Origin of the sequence: Streptomyces sulphureus DSM 40104 (assembly GCF_000381025.1) — a bacterium.
Classification (GTDB): Bacteria; Actinomycetota; Actinomycetes; order Streptomycetales; family Streptomycetaceae; genus Streptomyces; species Streptomyces sulphureus.
On the sequence record NZ_KB905817.1, the window covers coordinates 92,147 to 104,563 of the forward strand.

At 71.5% G+C, this 12,417-nt stretch carries 13 protein-coding genes and 1 pseudogene; 9 read left to right on the top strand and 5 right to left on the bottom strand.

The features are described from left to right. Window positions 1-65 precede the first annotated feature (65 nt). The 4 genes from F603_RS0115775 to F603_RS0115790 all read left to right on the top strand — a co-directional run bounded on the left by F603_RS0115775 (window position 66) and on the right by F603_RS0115790 (window position 2,954). Entirely contained in the window at window positions 66-572 is a 507-nt protein-coding gene (locus F603_RS0115775; protein WP_019546975.1) for a glutathione peroxidase, read from the top strand. Window positions 573-909: 337 nt separating this feature from the next. Beyond that, window positions 910-2,142: a helix-turn-helix domain-containing protein gene (locus F603_RS0115780; protein ID WP_026328457.1), complete on the top strand. Its 1,233-nt coding sequence runs from the start codon at window positions 910-912 to the stop codon at window positions 2,140-2,142. Window positions 2,143-2,243: 101 nt separating this feature from the next. Beyond that, the gene (locus tag F603_RS0115785; RefSeq protein ID WP_019546977.1) at window positions 2,244-2,495 is read left to right on the top strand and encodes a DUF7848 domain-containing protein; all 252 of its coding nucleotides are present in this window, start codon (window positions 2,244-2,246) and stop codon (window positions 2,493-2,495) included. 237 nt (window positions 2,496-2,732) lie between these two features. Further along, entirely contained in the window at window positions 2,733-2,954 is a 222-nt protein-coding gene (locus F603_RS0115790) for a hypothetical protein (protein WP_019546978.1), read from the top strand. Between the two features lie 151 nt (window positions 2,955-3,105). On the opposite strand, the gene F603_RS0115795 is transcribed toward F603_RS0115790, so the two are convergent. After that, on the bottom strand, window positions 3,106-5,430 hold the full coding sequence (locus tag F603_RS0115795) for a molybdopterin-dependent oxidoreductase (RefSeq protein WP_019546979.1): 2,325 nt from the start codon (window positions 5,428-5,430) through the stop codon (window positions 3,106-3,108). A 172-nt stretch (window positions 5,431-5,602) separates the two neighbouring features. On the opposite strand from F603_RS0115795, the gene F603_RS0115800 reads away from it, so the two are divergent. After that, window positions 5,603-6,175, top strand: coding sequence for a DUF421 domain-containing protein (locus tag F603_RS0115800; RefSeq protein ID WP_019546980.1), 573 nt, complete (start codon window positions 5,603-5,605; stop codon window positions 6,173-6,175). 257 nt (window positions 6,176-6,432) lie between these two features. Here the strand turns inward: F603_RS0115800 and F603_RS0115805 are convergent, their stop codons facing one another. Together F603_RS0115805 and F603_RS35590 are read right to left on the bottom strand one after the other, a co-directional pair. Beyond that, window positions 6,433-6,720, bottom strand: a complete 288-nt coding sequence (locus F603_RS0115805) for a hypothetical protein (protein ID WP_019546981.1) — start codon at window positions 6,718-6,720, stop codon at window positions 6,433-6,435. After that, window positions 6,705-6,923: a hypothetical protein gene (locus F603_RS35590; protein ID WP_019546982.1), complete on the bottom strand. Its 219-nt coding sequence runs from the start codon at window positions 6,921-6,923 to the stop codon at window positions 6,705-6,707. Before F603_RS35590 ends, F603_RS0115805 begins: the two co-directional genes overlap by 16 nt. 128 nt (window positions 6,924-7,051) lie before the next feature. Between F603_RS35590 and F603_RS0115815 the strand changes: the two are divergent. The 3 genes and pseudogenes from F603_RS0115815 to F603_RS0115820 all read left to right on the top strand — a co-directional run. Then, a pseudogene (locus F603_RS0115815) lies at window positions 7,052-7,840 on the top strand (helix-turn-helix domain-containing protein); the annotation flags it as partial. Between the two features lie 28 nt (window positions 7,841-7,868). After that, the gene (locus F603_RS35890; protein WP_078503681.1) at window positions 7,869-8,063 is read left to right on the top strand and encodes a DUF397 domain-containing protein; all 195 of its coding nucleotides are present in this window, start codon (window positions 7,869-7,871) and stop codon (window positions 8,061-8,063) included. A gap of 179 nt (window positions 8,064-8,242) precedes the next feature. Then, complete coding sequence (locus F603_RS0115820; protein ID WP_019546984.1) at window positions 8,243-9,043, top strand: SAM-dependent methyltransferase; 801 nt, start codon at window positions 8,243-8,245, stop codon at window positions 9,041-9,043. A gap of 378 nt (window positions 9,044-9,421) precedes the next feature. Here F603_RS0115820 and F603_RS0115825 read toward each other — a convergent pair whose 3' ends face one another. Both F603_RS0115825 and F603_RS0115830 read right to left on the bottom strand, forming a co-directional pair. Further along, entirely contained in the window at window positions 9,422-10,279 is an 858-nt protein-coding gene (locus F603_RS0115825) for a methyltransferase domain-containing protein (RefSeq protein WP_019546985.1), read from the bottom strand. Between the two features lie 316 nt (window positions 10,280-10,595). Beyond that, window positions 10,596-11,471: a LysR family transcriptional regulator gene (locus F603_RS0115830; protein ID WP_019546986.1), complete on the bottom strand. Its 876-nt coding sequence runs from the start codon at window positions 11,469-11,471 to the stop codon at window positions 10,596-10,598. An 83-nt stretch (window positions 11,472-11,554) separates the two neighbouring features. On the opposite strand from F603_RS0115830, the gene F603_RS0115835 reads away from it, so the two are divergent. After that, window positions 11,555-12,280: an SDR family oxidoreductase gene (locus F603_RS0115835; protein WP_019546987.1), complete on the top strand. Its 726-nt coding sequence runs from the start codon at window positions 11,555-11,557 to the stop codon at window positions 12,278-12,280. Window positions 12,281-12,417: the final 137 nt, after the last annotated feature.

Here is a 12,417-nt window from a genome sequence, read left to right on the forward strand (position 1 = left end):
GGAGTTGCGGGCTCCCGACCCGGGGCGCGCCCCATGCGGGAAGAGGCGGGACTACGATCCGGGGCATGCCTGACAACTCCGCACCGTCCGTCCACGAAGTCGAACTGAACGCGCTCACCGGCGGCAGCGCCGACCTCGCCCAGTACGAGGGCAAGGCGCTGCTGATCGTCAACGTCGCCTCCAAGTGCGGCCTCACACCGCAATACACGGGCCTGGAGCAGCTCCAGCAGCGGTACGCCGACCGCGGCTTCTCCGTGCTCGGCGTCCCCTGCAACCAGTTCATGGGCCAGGAGCCCGGCGGCCACGAGGAGATCGCGGAGTTCTGCTCCGCCACGTACGGCGTCACCTTCCCGATGACGGAGAAGGTCGACGTCAACGGCGAGACCCGCCACCCGCTCTACGAGCGCCTCACCCCGTTCGCCGACGCGGAGGGGCACTCCGGAGACATTCGTTGGAACTTCGAAAAGTTCGTGATCTCCCCCGAGGGAACGGTGGTGGCCCGCTTCTCACCGAAGACCGAACCGGAGTCGGCCGAGGTGACGGCTGCTATCGAGGGGCAGTTGCCGGGCTAGGTGGCCGAACTCCTCCGCGGGCGAGTGGTTGCGTGGACGGACCGGATGGCGTGCGCACTCCCGCACCCGGTCGACACCGCGCTCATCGAGCTCCGGAGCGCCACACCCTCACCGGCCTCATACCGTGGCGATGTCGTGCTCGGCAGAAGACGCGTCGGCGTGCGCGGGCCAAGTCCTGCGGAAATCTCCGGCAGTTGCAAGTTGCCTACGTAGCCCCCGTCCCAGCTGACGGGGGCTACGTCGTACCCGGGGGAATTCGGTCACCGCGAGCACGGAAGCGGCCTTGCCTCATACTCTGTGGCATGTCGAGTCTCCGCAGAGAGATAGGGGCAAGGTCGTGTCGGAACCCACCCCGGAACCCGTCGCGTTCGGCGAGCGTGTGCGCGTCCTACGCACTCGGCGCGGTATGAGTCAGGTGATCCTGGCCGGACTGCTCGGTAAGTCTCCCTCGTGGGTCAAGGCGATCGAGGGCGGTCGCCTGAAGACTCCCGGTCTTCCGATGGTGCTGCGCCTGGCCGAAGTCCTGAGAGTGCGCAACCTGTCGGAACTGACCGGCGATGTCAGCACGCCCGCCGATCTGTTCGTCGGCCCCGGACATCCCCGTCTGCCGGAGGTGCGCGCCGCTGTGGACGCGTTCCCCATGACCGGCAGCGACCGCGAGGCACCGGCGCCGGAGCATCTCCGCGCTCGCCTCGCGAGGGCGTGGGCGGCCCGGCACTCCGCGCCGAACCACCGAGAAGTCGTCGGCCAGTTGCTCCCCGGGCTGATCCGGGACGCGCAGGCAGCCGCGCGGCAGGCGCCGACCGCTCCGGACCGGCGCAGGGCACAGGCCGTCCTTGCCGAGGTGTACTCCCTCAGTCAGTTCTTCCTCGCCTACCAACCCGACTCCGCGCTGCTGTGGCGCGTCGCCGAGCGCGGCATGGTGGCCGCCCAGGAGTCCGAGGACCCGCACGCGTTCGGGACGGCCGCGTGGCTCACGGCCGAGGCGCACCGGGACGCCGCCCACTACGACGGCGCCGACGGCGTCACCAGGGCAGCTCTGGCCTATCTTGAGCCGCAACTCGCGGACGCGGACAACAACGTGCGGGCGATCGCCGGGTCGCTCCAGGTCGCGGCCGGCTTCACGGCGGCCCGACGCGGCGACACGGGAACAGCGTGGGGCTGGTGGGACAAGGCCGATCGCACGGCCGGGCAACTGCCCAAGAGCTACTACCACCCCGTCACCAGCTTCTCCCGCGCCATCATGGGTGCCCACGCCGTCACGTTCGCGGTCGAACTCCACGCCGGTGGCGAGTCCGTACGGCAGGCCACCAAGGCCGACGCACAGGGCATCCCGTCGCGACCGCGCCGAGCGCGACACCGCATCGAAGAGGCGCGCGCCTACCACCTGGACGGCAAGTCCGAGGCAGCACTGGAGACCCTGGCCAAGGCACACGAGAACGCCCCGGAAACCCTCGCTTACAACGGCTATGCCCGGCGCATCCTCCTCGAGGAAACCGAGGCGAAGGCTCCCGAGCGCCGCCGCCGCGCTTCGGAACTCGCGGTGAGGATGGGGGTACTCGGCGCCTGACAGGGCCTTCCTGACGGAGGGGCACTATTTGTGACCGCCGCCACCTTCGGCGCTTCTACGGTCAGTGAGCAGCCAATCACTGACAATGTGCCGGGGGTTCCGTGCCGAACACCGACAGACCACGCACCTACCGTCTCCGCGAGTACACCGTGACCCGCGACCAGGAGCCCGACGCCGAACCGCACGCGTACGCGATGCAGTGCGCCGTCTGCTTCGAGACGGGACCACCCGATGCCGACCCCGACACGGCGCACGGCTGGGTCCCCGCCCATCTCCGCGCACATCCCGCGCACTTGACGTACCGCGAGCACGTCACCCGGCCGTACCGCGCCATCCCCGGACGGTGGCTGTGAACCGGCCGCACATGCCGCGCACCGCCGACTCGGGGCGTGCGCAGATCCCCTACTCGACTTCCTCTGCTGCGTACTGCATGGCGCGTGGTTCCCCCGCTCGGGAGCCTGACGTACCCAACTCCCCCGAGCCGCCGCCGAATCCGGAAGGCCCACCGTGTCGCCACGACGGCGCGCTCACGCCCGACGGGAAACGGTGCGCCACCTGCAACCGGCAGATCTACCTCTAGGAACCCCGCCATGATCCGCACCGGCTGGTACGAACTCCCCGACGGCCTCGGCCCGTTCGACCTCAAACGCGGCGACCGCGTCCTGCACGGCGGACGCTGGGCCACCATCGTCGACCTCTACTCCCCCGGCAGCTCAGGCCGAGGCCGCGTCCTCCATCTCGACAACGGCCGCCTCCAACTCCTCCGCCCACCCGAACGCATCCGCGTCCACCGCCGCACACCCCGCGGCTGAGACCCCGCTCGGACCCGGTACCGCCCCGTCCCCGGGCCCGAGCGGCCGACGAAACCGCAATGCACCGCCGCCGTCACGAGCCGGGCCCCCGCGGCGCACAACTGCGCGTGGCCCGCGAAGAGTCACCCGCAACCCCGGCAGGTGTACCCCCTCACACCGTCTCCGGCGGCCCCAGCACGCTCAGTTCGGGCACGGGACCCCGCCACGGCTCCGCCTCGACGAGGGCGTGGGCGCCCGTGGTGGCCTGCGAGAGGGTGGAGGCGGGCCGGTCGGTGGTGAGGACGTTGGGGTTGCCGTGGCGGCAGAAGGACGGGTCGTCCGGGTCGGGGTCGTACCAGGCTCCCGTGGCGAGTTGGACGACGCCGCGGCGCACGTCCTCGCTGAGGCGGACGCCTGCGAGGCAGCGTCCGCGGCCGTTGCGGAGCAGGACGAGGGCGCCGTCCTCGATGCCGCGCGCCGCTGCGTCCTCGGGGTGCATCCGGGCCGGCTCCCGCCCGTGGATCTTGCTCGCTTGGCTGTGCGCGCCGACGTCGAGCTGGCTGTGGAGGCGCGTGCGGGGCTGGTTGGCGACGAGGTGCAGCGGGTGGCGGACGGCGGTGGGGCTGCCGAGCCACTCGGCGGGCTCGCGCCAGACGGGGTGCCCGGGGCAGTCGTGGTAGCCGAAGCCCTCGACGGTCTCCGAGTGGATCTCGATGCGGCCGCTCGGTGTGGGGAGCGGGTGGCGCTCGGGGTCGGCGCGGAAGTCGGCGAGGAGGATCTGGCCGGGTTCGGGGACGGGGATGGTGAGTTGCCCCTCGGCCCAGAAGGCGTCGAAGTCGGGGAGCGGGTGGCCGTCTGCGGTGAGGCGCGCGCGCCAGTCGTCGTAAAGGCTGCGCAGCCACTCGCGGCTGGTGCGTCCCCGGGTGAACTCCTCGCCGCGGCCGAGGAGTCGGGAGAGGTCGGCGAAGACGTCGTAGTCGTCCCTCGCCTCGGCGTGCGGCTTGGTGAGCGCCGGCATGGCGAGCATCGTGGGGTCGTTGCTGCCGGAGCCGAAGTCGTCGCGCTCCACGGACATCGTCGAGGGGAGGACGATGTCGGCGTGGCGCGCGGTCGCGGTCCAGAACGGGTCGTGGACGACGACGGTCTCCGGGCGGCGGAAGGCGCGGCGCAGGCGTGCGAGGTCCTGGTGGTGGTGGAAGGGGTTGCCGCCGCACCAGTAGACGAGGCGGACCTCCGGGTAGCGCAGGTGCCGCCCGTCGAACTCGTAGGCGGCGCCCGGGTTGAGGAGCATGTCGGCGATGCGGGCCACCGGTATGTATGCGGACGTGCCGCGCGCCTGGGCGCCGAAGTGCTGCGGGAGCGAGGGCGCGGACGCGACGCGGCGGGGGCGCCCGATGTCGGCGGCGGAGCCGTAGCCGTGGCCGAAGCCCCCGCCGGGCAGGCCGATCTGCCCGAGCATCGCGGCGAGGACGACGCCGAGCCAGACCGGCTGCTCCCCGTGGTGGGTGCGCTGGAGCGACCAACTCACCGTGATCATGGTGCGCGTCCGGGCCATCTCGCGGGCGAGCTCCCGAATCCGCACCGCGTCGAGGCCGGTGAGCTGCGCCGCCCACTCGGGGGACTTGGCGACGCCGTCCGCGCTGCCGCGGAGGTAGTGGGCGAACCGCTGGTAACCGGTGGTGCAGCGGGAGAGGAAGGCGCGGTCGGCGAGGTCCTCTGCGTCGAGGACGTGTGCGAGTGCGAGCATCAGCGCCGTGTCGGTACCCGGCGCAGGGGCGAGCCACTCGGCGCCGGCCTCTTCGGGGGTGTCGTCGCGGAGCGGGCTCACCGAGACGGTGCGGCAGCCGCGCTCGTGAGTGCGGCGGAGCGTGCCCCGGAGCGTGTGGCGGGTGACACCGCCCGGGCCCGCCTGCGAGTTCTTCCCCGAGATGCCGCCGAACGCGAGGAGGAGCCCGGTGTGTTCGGCGATCACCTCCCAGGCGGTAGAGCCCCGCATCGTCCACTCCGCACTGGTGCCGAGGACGTACGGAAGGATCGCGGAGGAGGCGCCGTAGCTGTAGCTGTGCACCGACTGGACGTAGCCGCCGAGCGCGTTGAGGAACCGGTGGACCTGGCTCTGCGCGTGGTGGAACCGGCCCGCGCTGCCCCACCCGTACGAGCCGCCGTAGACCGCGCCTGCGCCGTACTCGCCGTAGACGCGGGCGAGTTCGCCGGAGAGCGCCTCCAGCGCCGTCTCCCAGCTCACCGGGACGAAGGGGTCGTCGCCGCGCGGCCCGGGGCCCGGCCCGTTCTCCAGCCAGCCGCGCCTGATGTGCGGGCGGTCGATGCGGGTCGGGTGGTGCTGTGCGTCGGCGAGGTTCTCCAGTACGGGGGTGGGTTCGGGGTCGTCCGGACTCGGGCGTACGGAGGTGAGGCGGTGGCCGTCGCTGGTGATCTCGGCCGCTCCCCAGTGGGTGAGGTGGGTGGCGCTGCGGTCTCGCTGGCTCGTGTACTGCACGTGCCGAGCATCCCCCGGGCGGGGTGTGCGGTGCACGTCGAGGTGGTGGACCTCACAACGGATGTCCCTTTTGTGGTGTTCTTAGGCGAGTGGGAGCCTATGGTGGCGGCATGCCAGATTCCGCCCCTCGCAGGTCCGCGCTCCCGTCGACGCTCCCCCGGCGCACGCCCTGATGTGGCACGACCTGCTCACCACCGGCGTCCCCTACGGCGAGAAGGCGCTCCGCACGGTCCTCGTCTACGCCGCCATCGTCTTCCTGCTGCGCGCCGTGGGGCGGCGGGACCTCGCGCAGCTCAACACATTGGACCTGGTGGTGATGCTGCTCCTCTCCAACGTCGTGCAGAACGCGGTGATCGGACAGGACGACTCGCTCGCCGGCGGGCTCTTCGGGGCCGCGGTGCTCCTCGCGGCCAACTCCGCGGTCGTGCACGCCGCGTCCCGGTTCCAGCGGGTGCGGCAACTCCTGGAGGGGCATCCGCTCGTGCTCGTCGAGGACGGACGCCCGCGCCGGCGCACGATCGCCCGGCTCGGCCTGCGCACCTCGGACGTGCGCGCCGCCGTGCGCCGGCAGGGCGGCGACGACGTCAGCGAGTCGTCCCTCGTCACGCTGGAGCCCGGCGGCACGCTCCTCGTCAAGCTCAAAGCGGCCGACCAGAGCGCCGACAAGGCCGACATCGACGAACTCCGCGCCGCCCTCCGGCGGATCGAACGCCGCCTCGACGCGGCCGGGACCGACGGCCCCTGACCACTACCGCGCGCGGACGGCCAACTTCCGCAGGCATAGGGCTGCTTCGTCGGGCGTGCACCACGGCCCGCTGCCGCTCCCCCTCACCTCGACAGCGCGGAAGCGGCGATCGCCCGCGGTGGCGACACGGGCGGGCGGGGCGCTCGCCTGCGAGGCCGCGTCGCCCAACTGGCGTGCGTCCAGGCGGAATCGGCGCGGAGGCCATGGCGCCCGCCCCCTCGCCGCGCCCGAGGGCCGTCCGGCAAGGGGGCGGGGGTTCACTTGGGAGTCCGGTAGATGAGGCTGTTGCACTTCGTGCAGTACTTGCCGTCCTCCCGCTGCTCCAGCGTCGGGTGCGGGCAGCCGAACGACCCCGCAGGGACGAGCGCTTCGGGTTTGCACCCCCTCTCGACGCCTCCCGCGAGCGGGCGCACGAACGCCGTGCGGACCGGTCGAGCGGTACCCGGCAGCGCGGCCGGGTCCACGAAATCGAGTACGTCCTGGAGGACGCCCACGACACCCGATTCACCGTCGCGGACGAGCGTTCCGATCAGTGGTTCCGGCATGTCGGCTCCTTCCGGAGGGCGTTCGCCAGCGCTCGGGCGGTCTCCGCCGTGCAGCGCCCGAGTGTGATCGCGGGGTACTGGGGAGCGGGTGGAGGGAGGAGCAAGTCGACGCCCAGGAACGGCAGTTGGATGCCGACGCCGACGAGGGCCGTGCGAAGCTCGCCAACGGCCCGATCGGATGCGGTGATTGCGTGCTGCTGCATACGCTGTCCTTTCACTGACTGTGTCGAGGGCAACACGCAGCGGCGTAGGATGTGGCGGTGTGCTCGGCTCTGTTCACACGACGAGCCGACCCATGACCTTGCTCAAAAACTGTTGGGACTGGTCAGACATGCCGAAGCGACAACCAAGATCAACTGTTGTGAACGCATCGGGGGACACATTCGGCGACGACGTACGCAGAGTGCGGATCGCGCGGGGGATGTCCCAAACGGGGCTCACGATGGCGACCGGCTACAGCCGCACCTACGTGAGCAAGGTGGAGACCGGGACGGTGATCCCGACTCTCCGTTTCGCTGAAGGGTGCGACAAAGCGTTCAACACGGGCGACCTCTTCGTTCGACAGCTTCGACGCATCACGGAGGGAGAGCACCCGGCGTGGTTCGCTCCATACATCGATGCCGAGCGCGAGGCGTCGGCGATTCGCGACTTCTCCACCATGTTCGTCATGGGGCTGCTTCAGACTCCGGAGTATGCTCGCGCGTCGCTGAGCGGCGCACGTCCACGCCCTCCCCAGGACATCGACGCCAAGGTGACCAGCCGACTCCGCAGGCACGAGGTACTCGAAGCGGTAACTCCTCCCACTGTGTGGGTAGTTCTGTGCGAACCGGCCCTGTGGAACATCGTCGGATCGTCACGGACCATGGCGGATCAGATGAGTCACATACTCGCGATGATGAGGCGTCACCCCACGCTCACCGTGCAGGTGCTCCCGTTCTCTTCCGCTGACGTGGCGATCAGCGCGGCGTACGTAGTGCTGGACATCCCCGGCAGCGGACCGCAGGTCTACGTGGAGGGGCCGCAGGGTGGGCGCCCTTATCAAGCAACTGACAGCGTGAACAACGCGGTCAGGATCTACGATCTCGTCCGGGCGGGTTCCCTGAGCGCCCGGGACTCGGCCGCGTACATCGATAGCGTGAGGTCGGAACATGAGCGAAATGCAATGGATCAAGTCCAGCCACAGCGACCACCAAGGGGGCAACTGCGTCGAGTGGGCCCCGGGGCACGCGTCCGCCGGCAGCATCCCCGTCCGCGACAGTAAGGACACCCGGCGCGCGCACCTCCACTTCTCCCCCTCAACCTGGACCGCCTTCGTCACGGACGTCCAGGAGCACGCACGCTGAGCAACTCACCGCCCCTGCCCGCAGTGTGACCAGGGCAGGGGCTCGTCCCCCTCGGGCGGCCCCCGCACCGCGACCAACCGGTGCCCCACGGAGGGAAGTTGACGCCCTACTGCGCCAACCCCCACCGCCCGGTAGCCTCGTCACGCACCGCGACAGGCCGACACACGGGGAGGGACCGGATGACCGATCCGCACGAGCGCATCGACACGTCCAAACCGCACTCGGCCCGGATGTACGACTACTACCTGGGCGGCAAGGACTGGTTCGAGGTCGACCGGCACGCGGCCAACGCCGTCATCGCCACCTACCCGACGGTGCTCACCGCGGCCCGCGCCAACCGCGCGTTCATGCACCGCGCGGTGCGCACCCTCGCGGCCGAGTACGGGGTGCGGCAGTTCCTCGACGTCGGCACGGGCATCCCGACCAAGCCCAACCTCCACCAGGTCGCGCAGGCGGTCGCGCCGGAGTGCCGCGTCGTCTACGCCGACAACGATCCGCTCGTCCTGGAGTACGCCGACGCGCTCCTCCGCAGCAGCCCCGAGGGCCGCACCGTCTACGTCGACGCCGACGTGCGCGACGACGCCCTCATCGACGCTCCCGAGGTGCGCGAGGTGCTCGACCTCGACGCGCCCGTCGCGCTCTCCCTCGTCGCCCTGATGCACTTCGTCCCGGACGACGCCGACCCGTACGGCCTCGTGCGGCGTCTCATGGAGCCGCTGCCCTCGGGGAGCTTCCTCGTCCTCTCGCACGTCACCAACGACTTCGCCTCGCCCGAGGACACCAGCACCGCCGAGTCCCTCTACAACCGCGGCGGCACGTCGCTGCGGATGCGCTCGCGCAAGGAGATCGGCTCCTTCTTCGACGGGCTCGACCTCCTCCCGCCCGGCCTCGTCACCACGCATCGCTGGCGCGCCGACGCCCCGCCCGAGATGGAGGACACCGACGTCGGCTTCTTCGCGGGCGTCGCCCGCAAACCGTGAGCCCCCTCAACCCCTCTGCACCGCGGTTCAGTTCGCCTGGCCTACGCCGTTCCCGTGCAGGCGGCCGCCCCCGCGGTACGTGCCGCACGCGACGGGCCACACCCCCTCCGAGCCGGCGGCAGGCACCGCCGGCAACGGGAGGAGGCTTCGCCTCCGACGTCCGCCCCCTCTTCACGGACGTGGACGTCGAGCACATGGCCGCGCGACGTCCACCTCGACGACTGCACGTCGATGCCGGTACCGGAGAACGCCAAGCACGTCTTCCAGGCGGTGGCCAACAGCACCGTGCCGCCTCCCGAGGACGGCGGTCCGTGGCCGCAGGAGAAGACCGACACCCTGCGCGGCTGGATCGAGGGCGGCCTGCATCTCCGAACCCGTTCAGCGCGCCTCGTGCACCGACAGCCGCAGCGAAGCCGTCACCTCGAACCGGTCGCCGAGCGCCTCCACGCGCCTGCGCAGCTCCGCGGGCGCGACGTGGTGTCCCGTCGGCCCCATCGCGGCGAGGCGGTGGAGGTCGTCGGGGGCGAGGACGAGTTCGAACTCCACCTGCTCTTCGCCGACTTGGGTGAAGTCCTCCCCCAACGCACGCTGGAGGCGCTCCTCTTTGGCACCGTCGACCGAGAGCATCCCGGTCTGCCGGCGCAGCTCGGCGAGGTGCCGGGGCGTGGGCGTGACGACGAGGACGGCGCCGCCGGGGCGCAGCGCACGGTGGAACTCGGGGCCGTTGCGCGGTGCGAAGACGTCGAGCACGAGGTCGAAGGCGCCGGTGCGGACGGGCAGCGGGCGCCAGACGTCACCGCTCGCCGCCGCCGCGCGCGGGTGGGCCCGCGCGGCGCGGCGGAGGGCGAACTTCGAGGTGTCGAGGCCGAGTCCGACGGCGTCCGGCAGCGCGTCGAGGACGGCGGCGAGGTAGTGCCCCGTGCCGGTGCCCGCGTCGAGGACGGCCGCGTTCTGCGGCGCCCGAGCGGCCGCGGCACCTGCGAGTGCGGCCGCCAGGGGCCCGTAGTGTCCTGCGGTGAGGAACTCCTCGCGCGCCTGCACCATCGCCGAAGTGTCGGCGGCCTGCTGCGTGTTGCCGACGGGGAGGCTCAGATACCCCTGCCGCGCGCGGTTGAAGGTGTGCCGCCGCGCGCACTGGGCCGCGCCCTCCACCGGTTCGAGCCGCCCACCGCAGACGGGGCAGACGAGCAGGTCGAGGAGGTGCCGCTGCGGATCGGTTCGGTACTCGCTGTGCATCTCTTCCTCGGCGGCTCGCTCCTCGGCGCCCCGGCCCCGCCTCTGGGGCTCGGTCCGGCTCGTCGGACTCCGGCCGAAGCCCCGCCGTACGCCGCCGGCCAGGCTACACGCGCGCCCCGGACAGGCGGACGCGGGCGAAAAGGCGCACGTCGGGGGCGCACCCACAAGCCTGTCGCTCCGTCCGACGCAGACTCGACCGACCGCGCCGCTGGGCGCTTCCGCCTGAACCAACTGGTCGACGACGCGCGCCCGTTAGCCTCAAGGAGCGGTGAGCGCGAACCGATCCGTTCCAGACCGGTGTCAGGGCGCGGCGCACTCAGCACGCGGGCGTGCTCGGCGACGTACGGAGCCCGGCCGCGGCCCTGGCGAGTGCGGCGACGGCCGGTGAGCGGCGGCCGGGCGGCCAGGCGAGCACCGTGGTGATCTCCCGGGCGTCCGTGACGGGCACCGCGACGTGCTCGGGCCACTGCCAAGCCCGACTGGAGGCCGGGATGACGAGCAGCGTCTTGCCGAGCGCGACGAGCTGAGCGAGCTGTGACTGGGTGTGCACCTCCGGCCCGGGGCCGTCGGGGTAGGACCCGTCGAGCCGGGGCCAGCGGGCCATGGGCAGGTCCGGCACGTCGCGGACGTCCGCGAGGGTGAGCCAGGGGCGCTCGGCGAGCGGGTGCCCCGAGGGGAGGAGGGCGACCTGGCCTTCGGTGCAGAGGTCCTCGGTGTCGAAGCCGGCGAGGTCGTCCACCGGCCGGTGCATGAGTGCCACGTCCGCGCGCCCGCTGCGGAGGAACCGTGCCTGCTCGCCGACCTCGCACAGCACCACCTCCACCGGTGCCGCCTCCGCGTCGGCCGCCGAGGCTGCGAGGAGCCGTTGCAGCAGCTCGTGCGACGCCCCTGCTTTCGTCACGAGCCTGACGGGGTGCTGGGGATCGGCTGCCCGCCGGGTCCTGCGGGCCGCGGCGGCGGCCGCGTCGAGGACGGTCCGGGCCTCCCGCAGCAGCACACTGCCGGCTTCGGTGAGGGCCACGCTCCGTCGGTCCCGTTGCAGGAGTTGGACGCCGAGTCGACGTTCCAGTTGTCGGACGGCGCGCGACAGCGGTGGCTGCGCGATCCCGAGCCGCTGAGCCGCACGCCCGAAGTGCAGTTCCTCGGCGACCGCGACGAAGTACCGCAGCTCACGGGTCTCAAGATCGTCCATCGGGGGCAGCCTCTCTCTGATACCCCAGAAGTATCACGGCTTATTCAGCCCATATTGGACGAAGCGGGCAGGGAGCGCAGAGCATGAACGGCGTGAAGGACACCAAGACCGCGCTCATCACCGGCGCGAACAAGGGAATCGGCTTCGCCGCAGCACAGGGCCTCGGAGCCCTCGGCTACACCGTCGCCGTGGGAGCGCGCGACGACACCAGGCGCCAGGAGGCCGTGGAGCAGCTCCGCGCCTCGGGCATCGACGCGTTCGGGGTCGCCCTGGACGTCACCTCCGACGACAGCGCGGCCGCAGCGGCGACGAGCATCGAGAAGACGGCCGGGCGCCTCGACGTGCTCGTCAACAACGCAGGAATCTCCGGCCGGTTCGACGACGGCGCGCAGGACCCGACCACCCTCGACCTCGACGTGCTGCGCACCGTCCTGGAAACGAACGTGTTCGGGGTCGTGCGGGTCACCAACGCAATGCTCCCCCTGCTCAGCCGTGCCGACTCGCCCCGGATCGTCAACATGTCCAGCAGCATGGGCTCGTTGACGCTCCAGAGCGGCCGGATCATGGCCGCCTACGCACCGTCGAAGACGATGCTCAACAGCATCACCGCCCAGTACGCCCGCCGGTTCGCCGACACGAACATCATCGTGAACACGGGTTGCCCCGGATATGTCGCAACCGAGTTCACCGGATTCGCCGGCGAACGCGCACCGGAGCAGGGCGCCGCCATCGCCGTCCGCCTCGCCACCCTGCCCGACGACGGGCCCCGCGGCGGCTTCTTCGACGACGAAGGAGTCGTCGCCTGGTGAGCCGCAGGCGTGTGCCCCGCGGTGGCCTCACGGAGTCTCGCGGACGGCGCCCACGGCGTCATGACGTGCGGCACGCGGCTGCCGCCTCCCGGAGTCGGGGCAGCGATCCGGCGTCGTAAGGCGCGCGCCAGGAGGGC

Excerpts from the sequence above, each read along its gene's own strand:
- F603_RS0115800 (WP_019546980.1), top strand. The coding sequence starts at position 5,603 with ATGTGGCACGACCTGCTCACCACCGGCGTCCCCTACGGCGAGAAGGCG.
- F603_RS0115820 (WP_019546984.1), top strand. The coding sequence starts at position 8,243 with ATGACCGATCCGCACGAGCGCATCGACACGTCCAAACCGCACTCGGCC.
- F603_RS0115825 (WP_019546985.1), bottom strand. The coding sequence starts at position 10,279 with ATGCACAGCGAGTACCGAACCGATCCGCAGCGGCACCTCCTCGACCTG.
- F603_RS35590 (WP_019546982.1), bottom strand. The coding sequence starts at position 6,923 with ATGCAGCAGCACGCAATCACCGCATCCGATCGGGCCGTTGGCGAGCTT.
- F603_RS0115830 (WP_019546986.1), bottom strand. The coding sequence starts at position 11,471 with ATGGACGATCTTGAGACCCGTGAGCTGCGGTACTTCGTCGCGGTCGCC.
- F603_RS0115790 (WP_019546978.1), top strand. The coding sequence starts at position 2,733 with ATGATCCGCACCGGCTGGTACGAACTCCCCGACGGCCTCGGCCCGTTC.
- F603_RS0115805 (WP_019546981.1), bottom strand. The coding sequence starts at position 6,720 with ATGCCGGAACCACTGATCGGAACGCTCGTCCGCGACGGTGAATCGGGT.
- F603_RS0115775 (WP_019546975.1), top strand. The coding sequence starts at position 66 with ATGCCTGACAACTCCGCACCGTCCGTCCACGAAGTCGAACTGAACGCG.
- F603_RS0115835 (WP_019546987.1), top strand. The coding sequence starts at position 11,555 with ATGAACGGCGTGAAGGACACCAAGACCGCGCTCATCACCGGCGCGAAC.
- F603_RS35890 (WP_078503681.1), top strand. The coding sequence starts at position 7,869 with ATGAGCGAAATGCAATGGATCAAGTCCAGCCACAGCGACCACCAAGGG.